Source organism: Nonomuraea sp. NEAU-A123 (assembly GCF_018603905.1).
Lineage (GTDB): Bacteria > Actinomycetota > Actinomycetes > Streptosporangiales > Streptosporangiaceae > Nonomuraea.
In genome coordinates this window covers 43,883-67,356 of the sequence record NZ_JAHFZZ010000023.1, presented here as the reverse complement: position 1 = coordinate 67,356, position 23,474 = coordinate 43,883, and the positions used below count along the sequence as shown (strand labels likewise).

27 protein-coding genes are annotated in these 23,474 nt (G+C 68.7%); 13 read left to right on the top strand and 14 right to left on the bottom strand.

What is annotated here, in order from left to right; genetic code table 11:
• Positions 1 to 112: 112 nt before the first annotated feature.
• Both KLK06_RS46330 and KLK06_RS46325 read left to right on the top strand, forming a co-directional pair.
• Positions 113 to 436, top strand: coding sequence for a multidrug efflux SMR transporter (locus KLK06_RS46330; RefSeq protein ID WP_214642130.1), 324 nt, complete (start codon positions 113 to 115; stop codon positions 434 to 436).
• Positions 433 to 981, top strand: a complete 549-nt coding sequence (locus tag KLK06_RS46325) for a TetR/AcrR family transcriptional regulator (protein ID WP_214642129.1) — start codon at positions 433 to 435, stop codon at positions 979 to 981. Before KLK06_RS46330 ends, KLK06_RS46325 begins: the two co-directional genes overlap by 4 nt.
• Positions 982 to 1,355: 374 nt before the next feature.
• On the opposite strand, the gene KLK06_RS46320 is transcribed toward KLK06_RS46325, so the two are convergent.
• From KLK06_RS46320 to KLK06_RS46310, 3 genes are all read right to left on the bottom strand, one after another.
• Positions 1,356 to 1,958, bottom strand: coding sequence for a cadmium resistance transporter (locus KLK06_RS46320; RefSeq protein WP_308168750.1), 603 nt, complete (start codon positions 1,956 to 1,958; stop codon positions 1,356 to 1,358).
• Positions 1,959 to 2,001: 43 nt separating this feature from the next.
• Entirely contained in the window at positions 2,002 to 2,721 is a 720-nt protein-coding gene (locus KLK06_RS46315; RefSeq protein WP_214642127.1) for an aminoglycoside phosphotransferase family protein, read from the bottom strand.
• Positions 2,722 to 2,970: 249 nt separating this feature from the next.
• Positions 2,971 to 3,672: a TetR/AcrR family transcriptional regulator C-terminal domain-containing protein gene (locus tag KLK06_RS46310; protein WP_214642126.1), complete on the bottom strand. Its 702-nt coding sequence runs from the start codon at positions 3,670 to 3,672 to the stop codon at positions 2,971 to 2,973.
• Between the two features lie 53 nt (positions 3,673 to 3,725).
• Between KLK06_RS46310 and KLK06_RS46305 the strand changes: the two genes are divergently transcribed.
• The 6 genes from KLK06_RS46305 (at position 3,726) to KLK06_RS46280 (ending at position 8,237) form a co-directional block, all read left to right on the top strand.
• On the top strand, positions 3,726 to 4,406 hold the full coding sequence (locus KLK06_RS46305) for a DUF998 domain-containing protein (protein ID WP_214642125.1): 681 nt from the start codon (positions 3,726 to 3,728) through the stop codon (positions 4,404 to 4,406).
• 459 nt (positions 4,407 to 4,865) lie between these two features.
• Positions 4,866 to 5,279 (top strand): molybdopterin-binding protein, encoded by a 414-nt coding sequence (locus KLK06_RS46300; RefSeq protein ID WP_214642124.1) that lies wholly within the window; start codon positions 4,866 to 4,868, stop codon positions 5,277 to 5,279.
• Between the two features lie 12 nt (positions 5,280 to 5,291).
• The gene (modA, locus tag KLK06_RS46295) at positions 5,292 to 6,098 is read left to right on the top strand and encodes a molybdate ABC transporter substrate-binding protein (RefSeq protein ID WP_374197193.1); all 807 of its coding nucleotides are present in this window, start codon (positions 5,292 to 5,294) and stop codon (positions 6,096 to 6,098) included.
• Between the two features lie 5 nt (positions 6,099 to 6,103).
• Entirely contained in the window at positions 6,104 to 6,946 is an 843-nt protein-coding gene (locus KLK06_RS46290) for an ABC transporter permease (RefSeq protein ID WP_250907075.1), read from the top strand.
• Entirely contained in the window at positions 6,943 to 7,980 is a 1,038-nt protein-coding gene (locus tag KLK06_RS46285; protein ID WP_214642122.1) for an ABC transporter ATP-binding protein, read from the top strand. Before KLK06_RS46290 ends, KLK06_RS46285 begins: the two co-directional genes overlap by 4 nt.
• Entirely contained in the window at positions 7,977 to 8,237 is a 261-nt protein-coding gene (locus KLK06_RS46280) for a hypothetical protein (protein WP_214642121.1), read from the top strand. The genes KLK06_RS46285 and KLK06_RS46280 overlap by 4 nt, the downstream gene beginning before the upstream one ends.
• On the opposite strand, the gene KLK06_RS46275 is transcribed toward KLK06_RS46280, so the two are convergent.
• The 8 genes from KLK06_RS46275 to KLK06_RS46240 all read right to left on the bottom strand — a co-directional run bounded on the left by KLK06_RS46275 (position 8,226) and on the right by KLK06_RS46240 (position 15,683).
• Positions 8,226 to 8,675: a hypothetical protein gene (locus KLK06_RS46275; RefSeq protein ID WP_214642120.1), complete on the bottom strand. Its 450-nt coding sequence runs from the start codon at positions 8,673 to 8,675 to the stop codon at positions 8,226 to 8,228. The genes KLK06_RS46280 and KLK06_RS46275 overlap by 12 nt on opposite strands.
• A 208-nt stretch (positions 8,676 to 8,883) precedes the next feature.
• Positions 8,884 to 9,858, bottom strand: a complete 975-nt coding sequence (locus KLK06_RS46270) for a sporulation protein (protein WP_214642119.1) — start codon at positions 9,856 to 9,858, stop codon at positions 8,884 to 8,886.
• Between the two features lie 92 nt (positions 9,859 to 9,950).
• A complete protein-coding gene (locus KLK06_RS46265) occupies positions 9,951 to 10,730 on the bottom strand; it encodes a hypothetical protein (protein ID WP_214642118.1) in 780 nt (259 codons plus the stop codon).
• The gene (locus tag KLK06_RS46260) at positions 10,727 to 11,227 is read right to left on the bottom strand and encodes a SigE family RNA polymerase sigma factor (RefSeq protein WP_214642117.1); all 501 of its coding nucleotides are present in this window, start codon (positions 11,225 to 11,227) and stop codon (positions 10,727 to 10,729) included. Before KLK06_RS46260 ends, KLK06_RS46265 begins: the two co-directional genes overlap by 4 nt.
• A 96-nt stretch (positions 11,228 to 11,323) precedes the next feature.
• A complete protein-coding gene (locus KLK06_RS46255; protein WP_214642116.1) occupies positions 11,324 to 12,586 on the bottom strand; it encodes an MFS transporter in 1,263 nt (420 codons plus the stop codon).
• A 113-nt stretch (positions 12,587 to 12,699) separates the two neighbouring features.
• On the bottom strand, positions 12,700 to 14,964 hold the full coding sequence (locus KLK06_RS46250; protein WP_214642115.1) for an MMPL family transporter: 2,265 nt from the start codon (positions 14,962 to 14,964) through the stop codon (positions 12,700 to 12,702).
• A gap of 123 nt (positions 14,965 to 15,087) precedes the next feature.
• Positions 15,088 to 15,357 (bottom strand): hypothetical protein, encoded by a 270-nt coding sequence (locus tag KLK06_RS46245; protein WP_214642114.1) that lies wholly within the window; start codon positions 15,355 to 15,357, stop codon positions 15,088 to 15,090.
• On the bottom strand, positions 15,354 to 15,683 hold the full coding sequence (locus KLK06_RS46240; RefSeq protein ID WP_214642113.1) for an ArsR family transcriptional regulator: 330 nt from the start codon (positions 15,681 to 15,683) through the stop codon (positions 15,354 to 15,356). Before KLK06_RS46240 ends, KLK06_RS46245 begins: the two co-directional genes overlap by 4 nt.
• Positions 15,684 to 15,957: 274 nt before the next feature.
• Here KLK06_RS46240 and KLK06_RS46235 point away from each other — a divergent pair, with 274 nt between their 5' ends.
• Both KLK06_RS46235 and KLK06_RS46230 read left to right on the top strand, forming a co-directional pair.
• Positions 15,958 to 17,973, top strand: coding sequence for a beta-propeller fold lactonase family protein (locus KLK06_RS46235; RefSeq protein WP_214642112.1), 2,016 nt, complete (start codon positions 15,958 to 15,960; stop codon positions 17,971 to 17,973).
• Between the two features lie 81 nt (positions 17,974 to 18,054).
• A complete protein-coding gene (locus KLK06_RS46230; RefSeq protein WP_214642111.1) occupies positions 18,055 to 18,894 on the top strand; it encodes a PhzF family phenazine biosynthesis protein in 840 nt (279 codons plus the stop codon).
• A 12-nt stretch (positions 18,895 to 18,906) separates the two neighbouring features.
• On the opposite strand, the gene KLK06_RS46225 is transcribed toward KLK06_RS46230, so the two are convergent.
• Both KLK06_RS46225 and KLK06_RS46220 read right to left on the bottom strand, forming a co-directional pair.
• Complete coding sequence (locus KLK06_RS46225) at positions 18,907 to 19,887, bottom strand: CU044_5270 family protein (RefSeq protein ID WP_214642110.1); 981 nt, start codon at positions 19,885 to 19,887, stop codon at positions 18,907 to 18,909.
• Positions 19,880 to 20,470 carry an RNA polymerase sigma factor gene (locus KLK06_RS46220; RefSeq protein ID WP_214642109.1) on the bottom strand — a complete coding sequence of 197 codons (591 nt, stop codon included), beginning with the start codon at positions 20,468 to 20,470 and terminating at the stop codon, positions 19,880 to 19,882. The genes KLK06_RS46225 and KLK06_RS46220 overlap by 8 nt, the downstream gene beginning before the upstream one ends.
• A 615-nt stretch (positions 20,471 to 21,085) precedes the next feature.
• Here KLK06_RS46220 and KLK06_RS46215 point away from each other — a divergent pair.
• Positions 21,086 to 21,697 carry a hypothetical protein gene (locus tag KLK06_RS46215; RefSeq protein WP_214642108.1) on the top strand — a complete coding sequence of 204 codons (612 nt, stop codon included), beginning with the start codon at positions 21,086 to 21,088 and terminating at the stop codon, positions 21,695 to 21,697.
• 226 nt (positions 21,698 to 21,923) lie between these two features.
• Positions 21,924 to 22,286: a nuclear transport factor 2 family protein gene (locus tag KLK06_RS46210; RefSeq protein WP_214642107.1), complete on the top strand. Its 363-nt coding sequence runs from the start codon at positions 21,924 to 21,926 to the stop codon at positions 22,284 to 22,286.
• Positions 22,287 to 22,421: 135 nt separating this feature from the next.
• Here the strand turns inward: KLK06_RS46210 and KLK06_RS46205 are convergent, their stop codons facing one another.
• Positions 22,422 to 22,919, bottom strand: a complete 498-nt coding sequence (locus KLK06_RS46205; RefSeq protein ID WP_250907074.1) for a MarR family winged helix-turn-helix transcriptional regulator — start codon at positions 22,917 to 22,919, stop codon at positions 22,422 to 22,424.
• A gap of 109 nt (positions 22,920 to 23,028) precedes the next feature.
• Here KLK06_RS46205 and KLK06_RS46200 point away from each other — a divergent pair, with 109 nt between their 5' ends.
• A complete protein-coding gene (locus KLK06_RS46200; RefSeq protein ID WP_214642106.1) occupies positions 23,029 to 23,469 on the top strand; it encodes a MarR family winged helix-turn-helix transcriptional regulator in 441 nt (146 codons plus the stop codon).
• The last annotated feature ends 5 nt before the right edge of the window (positions 23,470 to 23,474 follow it).

Below are 23,474 nucleotides of genomic sequence, written 5' to 3'. Positions count from 1 at the left end.
CTATGACACGAATCCTCCTGTCGGTCCGTCGTTGCCCCAGACACGCGCCCCTGTCGCCGCATGTAGTACATTCGTACATGTACAGATGTACTAGTTTTAGGAGGCAGCGGCCATGATGTACGTGTTTCTTGCCTTGGCCATCGCAGGCGAGGTGCTGGCCACCAGCCTGCTCAAGAGCACCGAGGGCTTCACCCGGCTGTGGCCATCGCTGGCCTGCCTGGCAGGCTACGCCGCGTCGTTCTACATGCTCACCCAGGCGCTGATGCGGGGCATGCAGGTGGGCATCGCCTACGCCGTCTGGGCCGGCCTGGGCACCACTCTGATCGTGACGATCGGGGTCCTGTTCCTGCACGAGCCGCTCACCGCGGCGAAGGTCGCCGGCGTGGCGCTGGTGGTCGCCGGCGTGGTCACCCTCAACCTCGCGGGTGCGCATTGAGCAGCCGACGCAACCCCGAAGAACGCCGCCGCCGCATCATCCAGGCCGCCTACGAGCTGATCCCCGAAGTAGGCGTGGCCAAGCTCACCCACCGGCTCGTCGCAGCGCGGGCCGAGGTCCCGCTGGGGGCCACCACCTACTACTTCAGCTCCCTGGACGACCTCGTCGAAGCCGCGCTGACCGCCGCCGCCGAGGCCACCAGCGAGGCATTGCGCGCCTGGGCTGAGGCTCTTGAGGCCAGCACCGACGTACCAGGCACTCTGGCCACCCTCACCAGCGACTACCTTCACGACCGCGCCCAGATGACGACCTGGAACGAGCTCTACGCCGCCGCCGGTCATCGGCCCGAGTTGCGTTCCCTGGCTCGCATATGGAGCGACGGCCTGACCGGCATCCTGGCCACCTATACCGACCACCAGGCCGCACAAGCCGCCTCGGTGTTCACCGACGGAGCCTTCCTGCACGCCCTCACCCACGATCAGCCCCTCGACGTCGGCTCCCTAGCCAGAGCTTTGACCGTCCTGCTGAACATGGACGCGGCCTGAGCTCGACGCCATGACCCAGGTTCTTCCGCGCTTGCCGACTTGGCTTGGTTCGGTGGCTCAGTTGCGCTCGGCGTATTCCGGCAGCCGATGGGCGACCTCGTCCGGGGGGGCATGCGGGCGATCTCTTCGGCGATGGCGTGGGCAGCGTCGCTGTGGCCGGCGTGTCCGTGGTGTGGCAGCAAATCCGACTGCGGTACCCAGGTGTGCACGATGACGTTGTCCGGCAGGTCGCCGAGCTGCTCCAGGCGCGCCCGGCCGGTGTCGCCGCCTCCGCGGCCAGTGGTGCGTGCACGTCCTCGCCAGCGGCGACATGTACCCCGTGCCCGGCATTGCGTGCGCACCCAATCGTCTGCTCGCCGGCAGGGCCGATCGCGTCAGAGGCCGAAGGCGCCGCCTTGGATGAGGATGAGCAGGCCGAGCGCGCTCAGGACGATGGGCAGGAGGAGGTGTCCCCATCGGCTGAGGGCCTTGGCGATGACGGGCCGGGTGGCGAAGAACTTGCCCGCCAGGCACCACACGGCCACCAGGACGAGGAAGACGGCCGCGTAGACGCTCATGCCGCCGAGACCGGCGGTGGCAAGGACGGGGACGTAGACGCCGATGTTGTCGCCGCCGTTGGCGAAGGTCACCGCGGCGACCTCCAATGCCCTGGGGCCGCCGGCCTTGGTCTGCTCGTTGTCGGCGTTCGCGCCGTTGTTGTGGCTGCGCCATGCCTGCCAGGCGGCCTTGAGGCCCAGGGCCAGGGGTAGCAGGCCGAGGTAGGGGATGACGCGCTCGGGCAGGAAGGTGGCGCCGAAGGCGGCTGCGGTGGCGACGGCGAGGATGGCGGTGAACCCGAGGTACTGGCCCAGGATGATCCGCGAGGTGGCGCCGCGGTGCCCGGCCCCTTGGGCGAAGAACAGGGCGAGGATCACGATGTCGTCGATGTTGGTGACGGCGAACAGGCCGGCGCCCTGCCCGATAATGCCCACGTTCACGAGGGGGTGGTTCCTCTCCGAGTGCGCCTGCCAGGTGTCACGGTCATCGCAGTGCGGATAGCAGGAGGGTCTCATGCTGGTGGATGAGGTCGCGATCGGCGGTGGCCCAGGCAAGGGCTGCTTCGGCGTGGCGGCGACGGGTCGGCGTGAGCTTGAGGTCGGCGATGTTCGCTGCCTCGGCGTCGGCGACGCAGGTCTGCCTGCACACCATTGCCGCCAAAAGTCGCTCCGGGTCGATGGCGCCGTAGCCGTCGCGTAGTTCACGCAGATGCCGGGCCTGTTCGGTCATCGGTACCTGGCCTTGCGACTGAATGCACCAGGTCCAGGCCATGTAGCCCAGGTCGTCGAGTCGGTCGCCGGGGCGGCAGGAGGACCAGTCGATGAAGGCGACTGGCAGGCCTTGCTGGAAGATGGTGTTGAACGGTCCGGGATCGCCGTGAGTGACGCATTCGTGCGTGCCGGCAAGGGGGGATCCGGTGGTCGCTTCATGCAGTTCACGGAGCATCCGGCCGCCGGCTGCGTATGCGCCGGGTGCTCGCTGCGTGGGGTGGTCGGTGGTATTGCCGGGGATGAAGCGGAGTATGTCCCGTCCTTGGTCATCGATACCCAGGTGGCGCGGGGCGTGGGAGTAACCGACGGACTCGAGGTGAGTCAGCACCTGCGCGGCGAAGGCGGCACCGGCATCGCGGGTGCGGCGGACCGTGTCACCGGCCCGTACGACTTCCAGGGCGTTGTTTCCACCGCTGAGAGGCTCCTCGGTCACAACAACCATGATGGATCATGTCGGAACGGACCAAGATGGTGGTTCCAGCGGACATGGCTTCTTGTTGGGCATGGGGTGGGTGTCAGGGATAGGAATCGGCGCCGGTTTCGTCCATCGTGTCCCGCTCCGCCCAGCCAGCCTGGCGAAGCGTGCTTGGGAAGGCGGTCAGAGCGTAGCGAGGTCCTTCAGGGGGCGGGCGTCAGCTCGCCTGGGAGAGCGCCCGGAGCGGAGGGCCTTCGGTGTGTCTCCTCAGCCGAGGCGGGCGGCGATGCCGTCGAGGACGTGTTCGAGCCCGGTCTCGAACTGCCATTGCAGGTCATCCTTGCGAGCGCCTTCATGGACGTAGCGTTGGAACGCCGGATAGCGGCCCGTGTTCAACAGCCAGGTCATCTGTGCGGAAAGCCCCGCCCGGGTCTCGTCGCCGCTGGTCCAGCCTCGGTCGGCCATCAGTTGCCGTAGACCGATCTCGGCGCTGGTGGCACCGTGCACGTAGGCGGTGACCGTACGGAAAACGCTCATTGCCGTGTCAACGTCGAGGTTCAGGCTGTGCAGCGCCGCGAGCGCTCGCTCCGTGAGGTGCATCCGGTTGGGCGTCAGCTCATACACCATCTGCGAGGCGGGGAGCCGGGTGAGCCAGGGGTGCTTCAATACCAGGGCGCGAACGCCCATGGCCAGTGCACGCAGGGTCTCCTGCCAGCCGAGACCGTCCGGGACATCGACCTCGCCATAGACGAGGTCGACCATCAGCTCCAGGACATCGTCCTTGCCCGACACGTGACGGTAGGCGGACATCGGAGCGACGCCCAACTCGGTGGCGATGCGCCGCATCGTGATGGCGTCGAGCCCCTCGGCGTCGGCGATGGCCACCGCTGCCGCTGCGATCCGCTGGGCGGACAGGGCCTGCCGCGCTGCGGTAGCGGTCTCTTCGAGCCGCTCCCAAAGGGATGTCATGCCGCTTCCTCTCGGATGGGTACGACGTATTTGCGTCTGTGTACGATGTACTCATGAGCATACCTCGTACACACGTCCTGTTGGCGCTGGGTGCGGCCGGTCCGGTCATCTTCATCACGGCCTACCTCGTCAACGGGGCGACACAGCCCGGCTACAGCTCCTGGCACGACACCATCAGCGCGCTCAGCCTGGCCCCCCACGGCTGGCTCCAGATCGCCAACTTCGTGCTCTACGGAGTGCTCACGCTGTGCTTCGCCGAAGGACTCCGACGTTCAGGCACCGTCAACACGCGGGGATATGCGCTCCTCGTCACCGCCGGACTGGGCCTCATCCTCATCGGCCCGTTCCGAACGGATCCGATCCTCGGCTTCCCGGCCGGTGAGCCTGCCGTCGTCACCCCGGGCGGCACCGTGCACAATCTCGGCGCCCTGGTGGTGTTCCTGGCGTTTCCGGCGGCCGGATTCGTCACAGCGCGCCGCCCGTTCCGCGGTTGGTCCGCCTTCTCGATCGCCAGCGGCGTCTTGTCCCTTGTTGCGGTCGCAGCGTTCTTCGCGACTGTCGCGGCGGCTCAAGGCCACGACGGCGGAGGCTCTCCGGCCGGCTTCTTCGAGCGGCTGCCGACACTCTTCATCGGACTCTGGCAGGTCGCGTTCGCGGTCCGGGTCCTAACCGGGCGAGTGATTCACCGCGCACAGCGAACAGCCGCGCCCGAAGGTGCGCCGCAGGTGGCATGAGGTCGAGAGCAACAAGATCAGGTGTGCGAGGCCTAGGGCGCTGCTACTACTCACCCGCAAAATCGGTGATGCATTTCTGATCGGCGGGTGGGTGCCAGGGATAGGAATCGGTGCCGGTTTCGAGTTCATCTTGTCCCGCTCTGCCCAGCCTGGCGAAGCGTGCTTGGGAAGGCGGTCCGAGCGTAGCGAGGTCCTTCAGGGGGCGGGCGTCAGCCCGCCTGGGAGAGCGTCCGGAGCGTAGCGGAGGGCCGTTGTGGGTGGGCGGGCATCAGACGGCCAACCACCGAATCGGGTGACGGGTGGGGGGAAGAACGTCCGGAGCGAAGCGGAGGGCCTTTTTGGGCGGGTGGGTATCGGGCATGGTCTCGTGGATGCCATGACAAAAGTATTAATCGTGCCGCTCTTGCGGCGCATGACCGGTCTTCAGCCTGGAATGTGCGAAGGGTATGGTGATTGCTTGTGACGACGTTCCGGATCAGCGAGGCCGCCGCGTTGCTCGGGGTCAGTTCCGACACCGTGCGCCGGTGGGTGGACGCGGGACGGCTGGCGGCCGGGCGGGACGAGCATGGCCATCGGCGCCTGGATGGCGCGGATCTGGCGGCCTTCGCCCGTGCGCAGATCGAGTCGGCCAGCGATGGTGGCCGGTCCTCGGCGCGTAACCGTTTTCGCGGGATCGTGACCGAGGTGATCCGGGATGCGGTGATGGCGCAGGTGGAGATCGCGGCGGGACCGTACCGGGTGGTGTCGCTGATGAGCCGTCAGGCCGCTGATGAGCTGGGTCTGGAGCCGGGGGTGGTGGCGGTCGCCGTGATCAAGTCCACCAACGTCGTCGTCGAGATTCCCGGCCACGAACGCGTGGCCAGCAGCCAGTAAGGAGCCACATTGGTGTTCAGGCGTCTTTCCCGGTGGGCGATCGCCGTGCCCGTCGCGCTCGCGCTGGCGGGCCTGGCCGGTTGCGGCTCCGGCGCACCGGCCACGTCCGGCACCTCCGCCTCGGCTTCGGCGTCTGCCGGTGGCGGGGCCAAGGAGGTGACGGTGTTCGCCGCCGCGTCGCTGACCGGTACGTTCACCGAGCTCGGCAAGACCTTCGAGGCCGCCCACCCGGGCACCACCGTGAAGTTCAACTTCGGCTCCAGCGCCACGCTGGCCCAGCAGATCACCCAGGGGGCTCCGGCCGACGTGTTCGCCGCGGCCAGCCCGGCAACCATGAAGACGGTGACCGACGCCTCCCTGGCGAGCGCGCCGACCACGTTCGTCCGCAACAAGCTGCAGATCGCCGTACCCGCCGACAATCCGGCCAAGGTGGATGACCTGAAAGACCTGACCGACCCCAAGGTGAAGGTCGCCCTGTGCGCCGAGCAGGTGCCGTGCGGCGCGGCGGCGGTCAAGGCGCTGGACGCGGCCGGGTTGAAGGTCAAGCCGGTCACCCTGGAACAGGACGTCAAGGCCACCCTGACCAAGGTCGAGCTCGGGGAGGTGGACGCCGCGCTGGTCTACAAGACCGACGTGATCGCCTCGGCGGGCAAGGTGCAGGGCATCACCTTCCCTGAGGCGGACAAGGCGATCAACGACTATCCGATCGCCACCCTGACCAAGGCGCCCGCGGGTGACCTGGCCAAGCAGTTCGTCGACCTGGTGCTGTCGCCGCAGGGCAAGGACGTGCTGACCAAGGCCGGGTTCGAGGGTCCCTGACGGAGATGACCCCTTCAGCACCGCGCCGCTCCCGCCGCGAACAGCTTCGCGGCGGGAGCGGCGCGGTGTCCGGCCGTCTGCCCTGGGTGCTGGTGGTGCCGGCCGTGCTCGGGCTGGCCTTCCTGGTGCTGCCGCTGGCCGGGTTGCTGGTACGGGCGCCCTGGCCGACCCTGCTGGAACGGCTGGCCGAGCCGCAGGTGCTGCAGGCGCTGCGGCTGTCGCTGGTGACCGCCACCATCGCGACGGCCGTGTGCCTGCTGCTGGGGGTGCCGCTGGCCTGGCTGCTGGCCCGGGTGTCCTTCCCCGGCCGACGCCTGGTGCGGGCCCTGGTCACCGTGCCGCTGGTGCTGCCGCCGGTGGTCGGCGGGGTCGCGCTGCTGCTCGTACTGGGCCGTCGGGGGCTGATCGGGCAATGGCTGGAGGCGACGTTCGGGCTCACGCTGCCCTTCACCACCGCCGGGGTCGTCGTCGCCGAGGCGTTCGTGGCGATGCCGTTCCTGGTGATCAGCGTCGAAGGCGCGCTACGCGCCGCCGACCAGCGCTTCGAGGAGGCGGCCGCGACGCTCGGGGCCTCGCGCTGGATCGTGTTCCGGCGCGTCACGCTGCCGCTCATCGCCCCAGGAGTCGTGGCCGGGGCGGTGCTGTGCTGGGCGCGGGCGCTGGGTGAGTTCGGCGCCACCATCACCTTCGCCGGCAACTTCCCCGGCACTACCCAGACCATGCCCCTGGCCGTCTACCTGGCGCTGGAGACCGAGCCGGAGGCCGCCATCGTGCTCAGTCTCGTCCTGCTCGCCGTCTCGGTGATCATCCTGTCGAGCCTGCGCGACCGGTGGGTGAACTCCCCATGACCGACGGCCTGCGGGCTCGGCTGGTCGTCACCCGGCCCGCGTTCGCTCTGGACATCGATCTGGAGGCCGCGCCCGGCGAAGTGGTCGCGCTGCTCGGCCCGAACGGCGCGGGCAAGACCACCGCCCTGCGCGCCCTGGCCGGGCTCACTCCCCTGTCCGATGGGCAGATCACCCTCGACGGCCTCCCGCTGCACGCCCAGGCCGCCGAGGAGCGGCCTATCGGCATGGTCTTCCAGGACTACCTGCTCTTCCCGCACCTGACGGCACTGGACAACGTCGCCTTCGGGCCGCGCTGCCACGGCGCCTCCAAGGCCGAGGCCCGCCGTACCGCCGCCGCCCTGCTGGAACGCGTCGGCCTGGCCGACCGCGCCGCCGCCAAGCCCCGGCAGTTGTCCGGCGGCCAGGCCCAGCGCGTCGCCCTGGCCCGCGCGCTGGCCGTACACCCGCGCCTGCTGCTGCTCGACGAGCCGCTCGCGGCGCTCGACGCGCACACCCGGCTGGAGATCCGCTCGCAGTTGCGCCGCCACCTGGCCGACTTCGACGGCGCCACCGTCCTGGTCACCCATGACCCGCTCGACGCCATGGTGCTCGCCGACCGGCTCATCGTGATCGAGAACGGCGCCATCGTCCAGCAGGGCGGCCCCGCCGAAGTGGCCCGCCAGCCCCGTACCGACTACGTGGCCCGGCTGGTCGGGCTCAACCTCTACCAGGGCCTGGCCGACGGCCATCGGGTCAAGGTAGGCGAACTACTGCTCAGCACCGCCGATCACCTCCAAGGCCCCGTTTTCGTGGCCTTCCCGCCCGCCGCCGTCGCCCTCTACCGCACCCGGCCCGACGGCAGCCCGCGCAACCTGTGGCACGCCACGATCGACGGCATCGAGCGTCACGGCGACAACGTACGCGTCCACCTCGGCGGCCCCGTCACGGCCTTCGCCGACATCACCCCGGCCGCCCTCGCCGACCTCGACCTCACCCCCGGCCAGCGGATCTGGGCGTCGGTGAAGGCCACCGAGACACACGCTTATCCGGCATGAGCGCGCACCCGCCGGACGACTGCCACGACGGCAACGCCATCTGCCTCGGCGGCCCGTGCCACGGCCTGCTCACCCACGTCGACCAGGACATCGGCCTCCTGACGGTTCCGGTCCCGCGGCGTTCGCCCGACGATCCCGAGACCGGCGCCCGCTACCGCGTCATCCGCGAGCGGATGCGCTACTGCGGCCAGGCGACGGCCTACATCGCCCTGCATTGGGCCGGCCCGCCCTGCTCCTGCGAGCATTCATCCCCATAACCGGTCGTCGGCGCACAACCTGATCCCCGCGATCTGACTGATGTGCCTGGCCCCGCAGCGATCCCCCGGCACCACCAGATGCGGGCCCTGATCGTCGAGATCCCGGCAGTCCATGCTGACGGCGAGCAGCGCCGGGGTGTTGCCGAACTCCGGATCGATCTCACCCCACGACAGCACCGCGCGATGGCCGTCCCGCCCCAGTACCGAGATCAGGAAGCGCAGCCGGTCCTTGCGTTCATCCGGGTCGAACAGCGGCTCGGCCGACTGGAGCACGTCGATGAGCAGCGCCCCGCTGAAGTGGTGGCGCCGCAGCCCGGAGGTGCGGCATTCGAAGCTCACCGTCGTCTCCCGCTGCGGCATCGACCGTAGCGTGGCCACACTCAGCCAGGTCGGTGCGCGCACCTCACCCGAGAGTTCCGCATGAAGATCGATCGACATGGGCTCCACCGGCCCCTCCTCGCCAAACGACACCTGGCCTCCGCATGCCCGCCATTGAACGGGATCACACTCATCTGCGGGCCTTTGTCTTCTTGCCTATGGCAAATGCGAGAGGAAGGAGCGAGTTTGTGCCGCATATGCGCATGTCTCCCGAGAGAGGCGGCCCGCCAACCAGGCGGGCCGTCCCCGGACAGCGGCGTCTGACGCGTTACCAGTCGCCGCCCTCGTCTTCCTCGTCGCTTTCGAAGATCTCTTCGGCGACCTCGGCCGCGACGAACCCGCCGACCAGGCCCGCGGCTCCGGCCGCCGCCACCGTTCCCCAACCGGGGCCGTCGCCGTGCTGGTGATGATGCGGGTCGTGGTGGCCATAACCGTCGTGACCATGAGAGCCGTGGCCACCGAGCAGCCCGGCGTGGCCGTATTGGGTCAGCCCGGCCAGCCAGCGGTTGAGCTCGCCGGGCCAGTCGGTACGAAGCGCGTCGTCGTGGCTGACGTTGAAGCGGCCGATGGCGTCGCCGGAGTAACGGCCGGCGCGCTTGTCGGCCTCCAAGATCACTTCCAGGCCCGCCGGTCCGGCCACGAAGGTGACCTCGACCTCGCCCACGACTCCGGCGTGCTGGGCGGGCGGGTAGAACTCGATCTCCTGGTAGAACGGCAGGTCCTGGTGCACGCCGTACAGTCGGCCGGCCTCCAGATCGGCGGACTTGAAGTGGAAACCGAGCTGCAGGAACGCCTGCAGGATGCGGAGCTGGGAGGGCAGGGGTTCGACCGCGATCATGTCCAGGTCGCCTTTGTCGATGGCCTTGGCGATGGCCAGTTCGGTGCGTACGCCCAGCGCCATGCCGGTCAGGTGCTGACCGTCGATCTCGCTGATCGGCGTCTCCCACGGCACTGGGATCTGGAAGTCGAGGCTGCGGTTCTCGCCTTGACGCAGCGTGAACGGGCCCGAGACCTGGGCGCGGGAGAACTCGCCCAGCCCGGCGTGCTCGCCGTCGCCGTGCTCGATCTCCACCCGGGCCACGAGGCCGAGGGTGATGTGCTCGATCTCGGCGTCGAAGTCGCCGCCCTTGAGCCGTACCTCGCCGGCCAGCATGCCGCCCGGCTGGACCCGCGGGGTGGAAAGGACGGTGTCCACCGAGGGCGCGCCCACGCCGAAGGCACCCAGCATCCGCTTGAAGACCACGCTGTCGTCTCCCTGTTGTCGAGATTGGTTGTGTCAGCCGTCCGCCTTAACGATCAGCGCGAGGGCCGGGTTCCAGGGGCGAGTGCTGAGGGTTACTCGGCTCCGGCGGGTCGATCGTAGACCCCCACGGCCCAGTTGCCGGGACGTTCACCGACTTCGGCCGACAGCCGTTCACGCACTTCGGGGAGCCGCAGTGCGCTGGAAACGGTGTTCTCGTCACACCCTTTCGACTTCAGGGTCGGCTTGCAGTCCTTGACGGCTTTCGCCGCCTCGAAGATGGAGGCGTCCGCCGGAAATACCCAGATTTGCAGGGACTGCGGATGCTTCAGCCAGTCGGTGGGTGCCGAAAGCTGGTCGTGATGCCCGCCCACTGGAGTCTTGCACCGTCCAGCCGTACCACTCGGTTCGCCGCCCTTGCCCCTTCCCTCTATGACCACCCACGCCTGCGGATCGTCGCAGACCACCTTGTACCCGGTGGAGAAACTGGTCGGAGTGAAGATCACCGTCCGGCCGACGCCCATCGTCGCGAACCGCTGGGAGTACGCGAGGGGGAGATCGAATTTCTCCGCCCCCAGCACCACGGGGAAGCTCGCGGGGAGCTTCGGCCCGGGATCGACCTGAGCCGAGTCCGCAGGACGCTGGGCGACCGACGTCTTGTCCGCCCGGGGTGGTCCGGCCGGCAGGCCGTTCACCAGCCCGGCGGCCGTGACGGCGACGGCCATGGCCGCCCCAGCCGTCAGCGCCCGCCGAGTACGGCGTATGCGGCGCCCCCGCCGTACGATCGCGTCGAGATGAGCAGACGGTTCGCCGCCCGCGGGGTCCTGGCCGAACTCGGTCAGGAACTGCCGCAGATCGCTCTCGGTGTGCCTCATCGCTGGACCCTCTCCAAGTTCATGGCCTGAATGTCCGGATCGACCCGCAGACGGATGAGGGCTCGGCTGAGCTGGCCCTTCACCGCTCCCAGTGAGCACCCGACGATGTCGGCGACCTGGGTGAGCGTCCGCCCCTCGAAGTAGTGCAGAACGACCACCGCGCGCTGGCGTGGAGAAAGGGTGCCGATGGCGCTCCACATCGCGGCCTGATCGGCCACCTCGGCGGCCGGGTCGCGTGGATCGGCCGTCTCAGGGATGCTCTCGGCCGGCACTTCCCCGCGCCATCGCCTGCGCCACCACGACGCGTGGGTGTTCACGATGATCCGATAGACGTAGGGGTCGGGGTTGCCCTCGATCCGCCGCCAGGCGACCCATGCCTTCGCCAGCGCGGTCTGCACCAGATCCTCGGCCGTGCCCCAGTCCCGGGCGAGGAGATATGCCGTCCGGCACAGCCGTAAGTGCCGCTGTGCCACATACTCGGCGAACCCGTCGTCCATCCATCATCTCCGTCTCGTTGTCTCCGGCGATGACTACCGCTTGGGAGGCGCATACGGATGACAGGCGTCCCGCACCAAAATGGCGCTTCCCGTCCCTCAAGGTTGCGCCGGGTTCTCGGGTGACCGTGTCAGAACGCTCACCGCCGCGACCGGCACCAGCAGCAGGGTGAGCAGGCCCGAGACGACCAGGCCCGTGACCGTACCGGTCAGTTGGATGAGCGGGCCGCCGGCCACGAGGCCCAGCGGGGCCGCGATCGTCGCCCCCGTCGTCCAGAGCGTCACCACCGGCTGCTGCTCGCCGGGCCGCAGGCCTGACTGCAGGAAGCTGTACGCGACGGGGGTGAACGGCGCCCAGACCAGACCGCCCAGCGCGAACACGATCATCGCGGCGGTCAGGTTGTCCACGGCGGCCAGGGCGATCGGGCAGAGCGCCCACAGGCCGATGATCGCGACGAGCAGCCGGCGCTGAGGGAGGCCGCGCATCAGGTTGACCAGAGCGGCACCCACGATCGCGCCGACGCCCAGCGTGCTCCAGAGCAGGCCGAGACCGGACGCGCCGCTGTGCAGGGTGCCCTGGACGTACAAGGGGAGTGCCACTTCGATCGGCATGTAGAAGAAGTTGAAGAAGAACACTACGACCAGCAGCCGGGCGGCCACGGGGCGGCGGCGCAGGATGCGCCAGCCCGACTCGTCCTCCTGCGCGTCCGTGGGCTCCTTCGACTCCGCCCCCGTCCGCGGCACCCAGCGCAGTACGCAGGCCATCAGCAGCAGCGCACCGCACGCGTCGACGAACAACACCGCGCCGGGCCCGTTGGCCGCCACCATGAGCCCGCCTGCCACGGGTCCCAGCACGTAGAGCGCGACATTGCCGTTCAGGCCCAGCAGTCCGTTGACGCCGTACCGTTCTGCCTCGTCCGCCATCGAGGTGACGAGCAGCCGGCGGCTGCTGGCACCGGCCATCCGGAAGGCCGCGCCCAGCAGCAGCCCGGCGACCAGCATGGGCAGGCTGAGCCGGCCGGTCACCGCGGCCATGCCCAGGCCGGTGAAGGTCAGCGCCCGCAGCGCGCAGTCGGCGATCAGCAGGGTACGGGGCGGTATCCGGACCCGGCCCAGGCCGATGCCGAGTGCCAGGACCGTGGACAGGATGAACGGGGCCGCCTCCACCATCCCGACGGCGATCGCCGGGGGTAAGTGCCCGTGGATGCGCAGGGTCTGCACCGGCATGGCCACGATGATCATGCCGGTGCCGATGTTGGCCAGCATGTCGCCGAGCAGCAGCCCGGCCACGCGCTTGTTGCGCAGCACGTCGCGATACGAGCGGTTCGCCGTCGCGGAGGAAGCGTCGGCCGACTTGGACACGTGGTGGACTCCTCACCGGTGAGGTTTGCGCCCCCGATCACCGGGTGAGCCCGCTCTGCCGGATCGGGGGCGTTCGTGTGAGATCAGAGTGCCTGCCCGGATTAATACATTCGCTATGCGCCGACGATGCGCCGGGCCGGACGTTCGTTCACACCGGCGGTGCCTACTACGGCGGCTTGTCGCCTCCAGGTTCGCTCTCCGAGCAGTGCCATCGCGGCCGGCAGCAGCACGCCGCGGACCACGGTCGCGTCGATGAGGATGGCGACCGCCATACCAAGTCCCAGCATCTTGTACTCGATGGCGGACAGCGTCACGAAGACCGTGAAAACGCCGATCATGATGAACGCCGCACCGCTGACAACCCCGGCGCTGGCCGCGATGCCGCCGACGATCGCCTCGCGGGCGGAGGCTCCGCCGAGCCGCCGTTCCTTGATGCGGCTGAGGATGAAGATGTGGTAGTCCATGCTCAGCCCGAACAGGATGACGAACATGAACAGCGGCAGCCAGCTCACCACCCCGCCATAAGAGCCGAACCCCAGCAGCGACTCCAGATTGCCGTCCTGGAAGACCCAGACCAACACCCCGCACGCGGCACCGATGGACAGCAGGTTGAGCAGGATCGACATGAGCGGGATCGTCCACGACCGGAACGTCACGGCGAGCAGTACGAACGCCAGGGCGAGGATGAAAACGACCACGATCGGGGTCTGCTCGTTCACCTGCTCGGCGAAATCGTGGGCTATGGCGGTCTTGCCGGTCACCGCGTAGGAGACGCCGGTCACCTGCCCGAACGCCGCGGGCAGCGCCCGCTCGCGCAGCATGGCCAGCGCCCGATCGGCCACCGGGTCGGTGACGGCCCCGGCCAGCGGCACTCGTACCATCATCGCGTGGCCGACCGGGACGGCGGTGATCGGTTCGAGCAGCAGGCCGCCGCTGGCGGCTGCCTGCCGATGCAGCCCGTCGATCGCGGCGCGCACCTGCCGGGTGTCGGCCGAGCCGCCGTCCTCGCGGGCGAGGACCACCCGGGCAGCCGTCGCCGCGCCGGGGAAGTCGCGCTGCATCGCGGTCGCGGAGTCCACCGCCGGGGAGAGGCCGGGCGGCAGGCTGGCGGTCACGGCCGCGTCCTGGAGCCGGATGCCGAGTACGGGCAGTGCCAGCACCAGCAGCACGATGCCCGCGGCGGCCCCGCTCAGCACCGGCCTGGCGACCACGGTCCGGGCCACCTGCCCCCAGACGCGGGACTCGTCGGCCGCGATCCTGCGCCGGCCCAGCCAGGGGACGCGGGCCCAGTCCACCCGGCGCCCCAGAACGGCCAGCAGCGCGGGCAGCACCGTCAGCGAGCCGAGCACGGCCAGGCCGACGACCAGGACCGTGCCGGCGGTCAGTCCCTTGAAGACGTCCACGCCGGTGAACAGCAGCCCGACCAGGCAGAGCATCACGGTCAATCCGGAGGCCACGATCGCGTGCCCCGACGTCTCGGCGGTACGCCGCAGCGCCTCGCGCACGTCATGGCCCGCGGCGCGTTCCTCCCGGACCCGGCGCAGATAGAACAGCGAGTAGTCGATGCCGACGGCCATGCCGATCAGCAGCACGATGGCCGAGGCGGCGCTGTTGAACGGCACCCACTGCCCGATGAACCCCAGCAGTCCGAACGTGGCCGCCACGACGGTCGCCGACAGCAGCAGCGGGATCCCGGCGGCGATCAGCGAGCCGAACACGGCCAGCAGGATCACGATGGTCAGCGGCAGGGACATCGTCTCGGCGCGCCCCAGATCGTCCTTGATGCCCTCGTCGACCGCGCCGGACAGGCTGCGGTCGCCCGCCTGGCTGAAGCGCACCTCGGGATGATGCCGCTGGGCCTGCTCCACGGCTGCGGTGGCGGCGGCGTAGTTGTCGGCGCGCCGTTCGTCCGGACCGGCCACCTCGAAGGTGACCAGCCCGGCACGACCGTCACGCGACACCCAGCGCTCACCCTGAGCCGCCAGCGGGGAGCCGATGTCGCGAACTGCCTCCGGTGTCCGGCCCAGCAGGGCCACCAGGTCTTTCGCGGCGGCGCGCAGCTCCGGGTCGTCGGAGAAGCGTCCTGTGCCGTCATGCGGCTGGATCAGCACGTTCTCCCGTACGGAGTTGTCACCGCGCTGGGCGTTCACCATCTGCTGGGCGCGGCCCGCCTCGCCGGCGTCGACGGCGCGCGCGTCGTCACCCGAGACCAGCGCGCTGGACAGCACGGCGGCCAGGACGAGCGCGAGCCAGCCGGCGATGGCCAGCGTGCGGTGCCGGACGGACCAGCCCGCGACGGTCGTGATCACGCCGGTCCTGGCCGTCCCGGGGCCGGGCGGCGTGCCGGCGCGAGGGGCCGATTTGCTTTCGGGCAGCATGAACTGCTCTCCTCGGTGTTGGTGGAGTGTTCCTGTCGAACTCGCCTGTCGGCGAGGTGGTTCGTCTCCCCGCTCCCGGGCCGTCGAGTTGCAGCTCGGCGGCCCGGAACCATGTCCCGGGGACTACTCGACGTCCTTGAGCACCAGCTCGATGGCGTCGGTACGGTCGCGCAGCGCCGAGAGCCGGTCATTGATCTCGGCGAGCTGCTGCCCGATGTGCTGCTGGGACGCGGCGGCGGTCTCGGCGATCTTCTTGTACTCCGCCTCGCGGGCCAGCTGAGCCTTGGCCCGCCAGGAGATGGCGAACTGCCAGATGACCGTGACGATGACGGCGGTGATCAGGACGAACATGCCGATGGTGCCGATGACCTCCTGCCACTCGTGCTCGTTCATCGCTCCGAGCCCTTGTCGGTGGTCAGCGTCCGTACGGCGTCCAGGATGCGCTCCGGCGTCAGGTGGACCGAGAACCTGCGTAGCTCGTAGTACTTCATTGCCTTTCCTTCTTCCGACAGCTCCAGCTGCGAGGTAACCAGACCGGCGGCCTCCAGCTTCTTCAGGTGGACCTGGAGCAGCGCCCTGCTGATGCCGAGCTCACGGGCCAGTCGGCTCACGTAATTACGGCCGCCGGCGAGGGCCGCGATGACGCGCAGCCGGTGCGGGCTGGACAAGGTGGCCAGCACCCGCACCAGGTCGTCGCCCGTCGGCGCGGGATCGCTCACCTCAACCTCCAGCACATGCCAACAAACATTAGCAGGTGCCTAGAAATGATTAGCGCATCCGGGAACCCGGCTGCCTCCGCAACCTGCCAATGATCAGCCAGGAAACCCCTTCCGGGCGCGTCTCCCCACTGAGTGAGCTGCCGTCCCAGCTAGAACAGGACCCTCATCATGTAGTACGGGGGTTCCGATGCTGACACGTCAGACGAGAGTGCGGCGGTCCCGGATCTGGGTATCGGCGGCCGGGGTTGTCATCGCAGCGGGCTTGGCGGTGCCGATGACCGAATCTCCGCCGGCGACCGCGGACCCACAGCTCCAGGACTTCCTCTACGTGGCCAACAGCGGTTCGGACAACGTGTCGCTGATCGACACGCTCTACAAGACCACCACCCCCGTCGGCGTCGGCCGCTCTCCCAACCACATGGCGATCAACCCGGCCGGTACCCGCCTCTACGTCACCAACAGCACGGGCAACGTGTCGGTGGTGGACACCGAGACCAAGGGTGTCACCACGATCGCCGTCGGTCGTTTGCCGAGCGGTGTGGCGGTCAACCCGGCCGGTACCCGCGTTTACGTCGCCAACAGCGGCGAGGGCAGCGTGTCAGTGATCGACACCACCACCGACCCACCCTCCGTCACCACGATCGCCGTCGGCAAATGGCCGACAGGTGTAGCGATCAACCCGGCCGGTACCCGCGTTTACGTCACCGACTACGGGGCGAGCAACGTGTCGGTCATCGACGCCGACACCAACAACAAGGTCGCCACCATAGGCGTCAAGAGCTTCCCCAAGAGTGTGGCCATCACGCCCGGCGGCACCCGCGCCTACGTGACGCACTATGGGGCGGCCAACCCCAACCTCGTGTCGGTGATCGACACCACCACCAACAAGGTCACGGACACCATCCGCGCCGGCGACCATCCGATCGCTGTGGCGATCAACCCTGCGGGCACCTTCGCCTATGTCGCCAACAACTTCTCGGACAATGTGTCGGTCATCGACACCACCACCAACAAGGAGACCACCACCATCAAGGTCGGTCAGTCACCGAGTGGCGTGGCGATCAACACCGCGGGCACCCGCGCCTACGTCACCAACAACCGGTCGGACACCGTGTCGGTGATCAACACCGCCACCAACGAGGTAGCCACCACCATCAACGTCGGCCGACTGCCGATCGGTGTGGCCGTTCTCGACAAACCTGTGGACCGGACCGCCATCGTGTCCCTCGGTGACAGCTACATCTCCGGCGAGGCCGGCCGCTGGCAGGGCAATGCCGTCCCGGCGAGCACGCTGGGGGACCGCTGGGGGACCGACCGCGCCGCCTACAACTGCACTAAGATCGGTTTGCGGTGCAGTCACAACGCCCGACGCGTCTACGGGGAGTCCTTCGACAACGGCTGCAACCGCTCGGACTCGGCCGAGATCCAAAGCGCTTCCATCAACGTACTGCGCCGGATCAACCTCGCCTGCTCCGGCGCCAAAACCATCAACGTGATCGGGGCCGACGCAGGTGGAAAGACGTTCAAGGGAGAGCCTCCCCAGGCCGACCAACTCCGCCACGTCGCCCGCCACTACAACGTCCAGATGGTGGTTCTGTCCATCGGCGGCAATGACCTCGGCTTCGCCTCCGTCCTTGAGAAATGCGTCAAGAGATGGCAGAAGCAGCACGGGATCGAGCACTGCCACGTGGACCAGGCGCCTGTCATCCGTGAGGGCCTGGTCCAGACGAAGCGAAAGGTCGAGCAGGCCGTCAGCGAAATCCAGCGGGCCATGACCAATGCCGGCTCCTACCGGTTCGTCCTGCAGTCCTACCCCTCTCCCATTCCACCCGGCGACCAGAACCGCTACCACGAGTTCAGCGACTCGCGCTTCAACGTGGGCGGCTGCCCGATGTTCAACGACGACTCCGACTGGGCCCGTAACACCGTCATTCCCGAGATCTCCGACATGCTGCGGGAGGTCGCGCGCGCCCATGACCTGGAATTCCTCGACCTGCGCAACCTGTTCGACGGCCACGAGGTCTGCGCCAACCGTGCGCAGCAAGCCACCGCCGCCAACTCTCTGCAGAACCCGCTACCCGGCGACATCAGTGAATGGACCCGCTTCCTTGTCGTCCTGGAATCCCAGGGCCAGTCGCAGGAATCCATTCACCCCAATTACTACGGCCAGCAGGCCATCGGCACCTGCCTGACCAAACTGTGGGACCACCCGGCCGAGAAGAACCACACCTGCACCGGCACCCCCGGCCGCGGCCCTTCGGAGGTGAGCCTCACCAGCAGCCGCTGGTGAGCACGGTGGGCGGCGATCGACGCAGCCGATCCCGCCCAGCTCGTGGCGTCTGTCCAGACCGGCATGCGTCATGATGACCGCATGAACGAAGTCCTTAGGTATGCCGCTTTCACTACCACTCCCACCGGCGGCAACCCCGCCGGAGTGGTCTTGGATGCCCGGGAATTGTCAGACGCGGAGATGCTCGCCATCGCCGCCGAACTCGGCTACTCCGAGAGTGCCTTCCTGCACCCGACGGACGAGCGCCACTACCGGATCCAGTACTTCAGCCCCCTGGCCGAGGTCGCCTTCTGCGGCCACGCGACGATCGCGGCCTCGGTCGCGCTCGGCGAGCGGATCGGCCCCGGAACCGTGCACCTGGCCACCCAGGCGGGCCCGGTCCCGGTGGACATCACCGCAGATCAGGCCGGTGGGATCACCGCCACCCTGACCAGCCCGCCGACCTCCACCCGCCCGGCCTCCGAAGAGGAGGTACGGCCCGCGCTCGCCGCACTGGGCTGGTCGGCCGACGACGTGGACCCCGCCTACCCGGCGCACATCGCCAACGCCGGCAACGACCACCTCGTCCTGGCCGCGGCCGGCCGGGGTCGCCTGGCCGATCTCGACTACGACTTCGAGGCCTTGGGCAAGATCATGGCTGACTCGGGATGGACCACCGTCCACCTCTTCTGGCCCGAATCCCCCACCGTCTTCCACGCCCGCGACCCGTTCCCGCCTGGCGGCGTCGTCGAGGACCCGGCCACCGGCGCCGCGGCCGCCGCCTTCACCGGCTACCTACGTACGCTGGGACGCCTGGAAGACGGCGCCGTTCTCACCATCCACCAGGGCGTCGACATGGGGCGGCCCAGCCTCCTGACCTGTAGCACCATTCCCGGCGACTCTCGCGTCAAGGTCTCCGGCACCGCGGTGCCCATCCAGTAGCCACCGCGGCGCTCAGCCTCGCTGGCCGGGACGGTCGACGATCACCGACGACAGCAGGGCCGTGCTCCAGACCGCCCCCTTGCGGGTGACGGGCCCGCTCATGCCGGGCGGCGATTCATCACGCAGCCAGACTATCCGGCTACCCAGGTAGCGGTAGGTAGCCGGATCCAGGATCTCGTATTTGCGGACGGCCCACGCATCACCAGCTAGCTCCAGCCAGACGCCCAGCCCACGGCGGCCGGCGGCGTCGCTCACGCCCTGCTCGATCCGGACTCCGGGAATGAGCGCCAGAGCGCGATACATGGCCGCCTCCAGCTTCGGTGGCATCGTGCCGTACCTGCTCAGGTAGAGCATGATCACGTTATAGGCGCGAACGTTGGCGGGTACGACGCTCTTGGGAACACCCTCCTCGCGTGCCCCCTCGATCCAGTGGCGATCGCCGGTGACCTTGGCCAGCAGCTTCCTCGGGTCGGTCGGCAGGTCGCGAAGCTTGGCGTCGTACTGCTGCGGCGTCAGGTCGTCATCGCCTGGATCCCGAGGATCGCCCTCGGGGCCGACGTGCAGCTCGCCGTCCTCGCCGAAGTTGGCGGCCTGCATGCCGTCGTAGCGCACCCATTGTTCGCTGGTCCTGATCGTGTCTGAGTTCGGCTGTTTGTCCAGGGTCTTGGTGTACTGCCACTGTGTCGGCAGGGGCACCTGGGCGCTCCCGCGCCTGCCGACCACCTCGGCGGCGCGGGCAAGTACCACGCTGGAGTCGAGCCGGACGACCGACGGCGTGCTGGTTGGGCCCGGGGTGGGCGGTTCGGGCCGCAGGGTGGCCACGGCGAGCGCGGCGGCGGCCCCCAGCGCTCCGACCACAAGCAGGCGGCGCCCCAGCGCCCGCCGGCGCCCCCGGATCCGCGTCAGCAGCCGCCGGCGCTCCGGGATGATCCACTCCTCGCCCGGTTCGGGGACTTCGGCGCGCCAGGCGCGCAGCGATCGCAGGTCATCCATCGAAAGACTCCTCTCGGGTGGTCACAGGGTTGGCTCCGCCGAGCGCCTGGCGCGTCTTGGCCCTGGCCCGGTGCAGGCGGGATCTGACGGTGCCGACCGGGATGCCCAGTGCACGGGCCACGTCCTCATACGACATGTCGGCCCAGGCGATGAGTAACAGCACCTCCCGGTCACCGGGTGAGAGCTGCGCCAGAGCCGCCGCCAGCCCGGTCTGTTGCGCGGCGACCCGATCGTCGACGCGCTCGGCGTACGGCTCGGCGATCTCGTCGACGCCGCTGCGGACCAGCGCCCGGTAGAACCGGATCTCCACCCGCCGATGCCGGCTGATGAGCCGGGCGGCGATGCCGTACAGCCAGGGCCGCGCGTCGGGGTGGCTCGGGTCGTAGCGGTGTCGGCGCCGGAAAGCGGTCAGGAAGGCGTCGGAGACGATGTCGTCGGCCAGGGAGGGGCCCAGCCGCCTGGCGACATACCGCCGCATGGCGGGCGCGTGCCGGTCGAAGAGGTCGGCGAAGTCCTCCGGAACGCGCTCCGAGCGCCGTATCAGCTCGGCGTCGTCGGTTCTGCCGAATTCTTCGGCGATCACATGGTGCTCCTGTCCGTACGCGCTGGTTCGTCAGCTTTCGCCCATACGGCTGGCACGAGTTCGCGTTATGGGGTGTGATCTGCGTCACACGGATTAGGCGATGGTGAGCTACTTGCTCGGAGAGAAATCCACAGGTGTGCAAACGGCGTGAATAGCTGCCATCACCGAGCCATGCTCAAGATCCGTTCCTAACATCAAATCCGGGATCGGGATGATGTGCCGGTTGGCGCCGCAGACCATCTCATTCCTCCTCCTCGCCGAGGCACCGGCCTGGGCATTCCCGCCCCTTCGGCCCCGGCCAATTCGAGCCGCACCCTGCCGGAACCGGAGGAGAGAAGCTGCCCACCGCGCTCAAGGAGATCATTAGATTGGTGCCTCGAACTCCGGCTTCGCGAAAGCGGAACTCTGCGATGGCGGCTCTCGTTGCTCCCTCTGCGAAATGCCGACATTTCCGTTATGGGAGGGCCGTTGTCGCCATCCGCCTTACGCGCCGCCCGGCTGGGCCTGGCCTTGGCCGCGTTGCTCGCCGCCGTCGCATGCTCTACCCCCTCAAAGGGGCTCGACGGCTGGGGGCCCTCGGACTTTGACGACACGGGATCCTCGGACTTCGGTGACATGGAAGACGACCCATTCGCCGAAGACGAGGACTTCTCCGACGAAGACGAGTTGCCCTCCGTTGCGGAGATCTGCGTCGGGAAGACAACCATGCTGCGCACGGCGTACCGGCCCTGCGACGACGCCCAGAAGGGCTACGCCTGGTACTACCTGACCCTCGACGAGAAGATCCCGCCGGTCGGCAAGAAGCCGAAGTCCGGCTCGTTCGAATCGCCGGGCGATGACCGGGTCCGCGTCTCGGACAAGGGCGGCAGCGGAGATGCGATCGCGCTGTCCGATGACGCCGATCGCGTCGAGGTCTGCGTGCGGACGAGCACGCGCGTCCGCACGGGCGACGTTCACTGCGACGACGAGGATGGCGGCTACGCGTGGTACTACATCCCGATCTCCCACCGCATCCCCCGGGTGGGCGCAAGGGCCGAGCGCGGAACGTACCACTCGTCGGACTACTGGACCACGTACCGGGCACGCTCGAAGGGTGGCGAGGGCCGCGCGGCGGCCACCGAGGAGCCCGACCCGGAGGTCAGCAAGCCCACCACCCGGCCGACTCAGACATGCCGGACGCCTGACATGCGGCGGCCCGCAGTCCGTTACTGCTCTTGGAGCGGTTAGCCGGGCGCGCGAAGGATCGCGGCGGCCGTCACATGCCGCTCCGCTTCGAGGTGGTGTGACGGCAGGAGCGGTACCCGCTGTTGCCGTCCAGTCGGGCGAGCGACCGCGGCTCCGTTCTGGTCGAGTGTGACGCACATCACATAAGAGGACGCGCCCGGCGGGGAGGCGTCAGGCAAAGCTGGAAACAGGGGGCCGCACCTCACATCAGGTGAAGGGGCTGGCAGAAATGAGCGACCTGGAAAGAACGCTGCGGGAAATCGAGCAGCACTGGCTGGACGCCGAGGTGACGGGCGACGGAGGGTTCTTGCTGGACCACTGCGCCGAGGACTTCGTGCACATGGGGGACGACGGTTTCAGCTCCAGGCAGGAGCTTCTTGAGATCTACGCCCAGGAGTCCGGCCAGCCGGAACGCCGCAGCCAGGCACACGATGTCGTCGTCAAGCGGCTCGGCGACGCGGCAGCCGTGATCGCCTACAAGGTGATGAGCACCATGGGCGAGGAAACGCAGTCCTGGTACGCGTCGACGGCCTATCGCCGGACCCCCGACGGCTGGCGGGCCGTCCTGCGCCACGAGACATCGATCTGCTAGCCCTGTCTTCCGTCGACGCACTGCGCGGCCGACGCGTGGCCGGGAAGGCGGTCTTCGACGTCGAGGCCCACGCGTGAGCACACGCCGGGCCTGCGCGAACCGGGTCCTCGCCGCCCACTGGTGTGATGCCGGGGGTCAGGGGGCCCGGTGCGCCTGCTGCGTGTGGTGGTCCACTAGGCGGGTGAGCAGGTCCACGAACTGGTCGCGTTCGGCGGGGAGCAGCGGGGCGAGCAGTTCTTCGTGGAGGTCGTCCAGGACCTTGTCGAGGCAGTGCAGGTGGCGGCGGCCCTGGGCGGTGATCGTGATGACGTTGCGGCGGCGGTCGCCGGGATCCGGTGCCCGCTCGACGAGGCCGCGCTCCGCCAGTTCGTTGAGGACGGCGACCATGTCGCTGCGGTAGATGCCGGTGCGTCGGCTCAGCGTCGCCTGGCTGCCCGGACCGTACTCCTGCAACGAGGCGAGCGCGGCGTAGTGCCACTTGCGGGCGTCGGCCTGGGCCAGCCCTTCGTTCGTCAGCCGGTCCGACTGCGCGGTCATCTGTGACAGCAGGCGACTGGCCCGTCGGCGCAGCCTGTCCGGCGTCTTGATCTCGCCGTCGTCGGGCATGTCCGCGGCTTCGGCTCTGCTGGTCATGACGCCGATCCTACCTTGTTGCGTTAGTCGCGCTAACGATGTAAATTCGTTCGTGCCGGAAACGTTAGTTAAGCAAACGTTGGTTCTATGAACGGATTTGGAGATCATCGTGACGACCACAGCCCAGGCCTTCGGTACCGCGCTCATCGGCCAGACCGAGAAGGCGCTCAACGCGATCCTGGACCGGCAGCTCGCCGGGACCGGCATCACCGAGCCCCAGTGGGTGACCCTCACGCTGACCGTGGTCAGTGGCGGGGTCATCGACCGGACCGAGCTCATCCGCCGGGTCAGCGGTGCCACACAGTTCAGCCAGGCGGCGGTTGCCGAACGCATCACCGAGCTGACCGCCGCAGGGTTCCTGCGCGACGGCGGCGACGGCCGCGTTCAGGTCACCGACGAGGGACAGGCGCGCTGGACGCAGGTCCGCACCGCGATCGGCCCGATCACCCAGGGCCTGTGGGGCGACCTGCCAGCCGAGGACCTGGCCACCGCGGGCCGCGTCCTGAGCATCGTCCTGGACAGGGCCAACGCGGTGCTGGTCGGCCCCTGAACCCT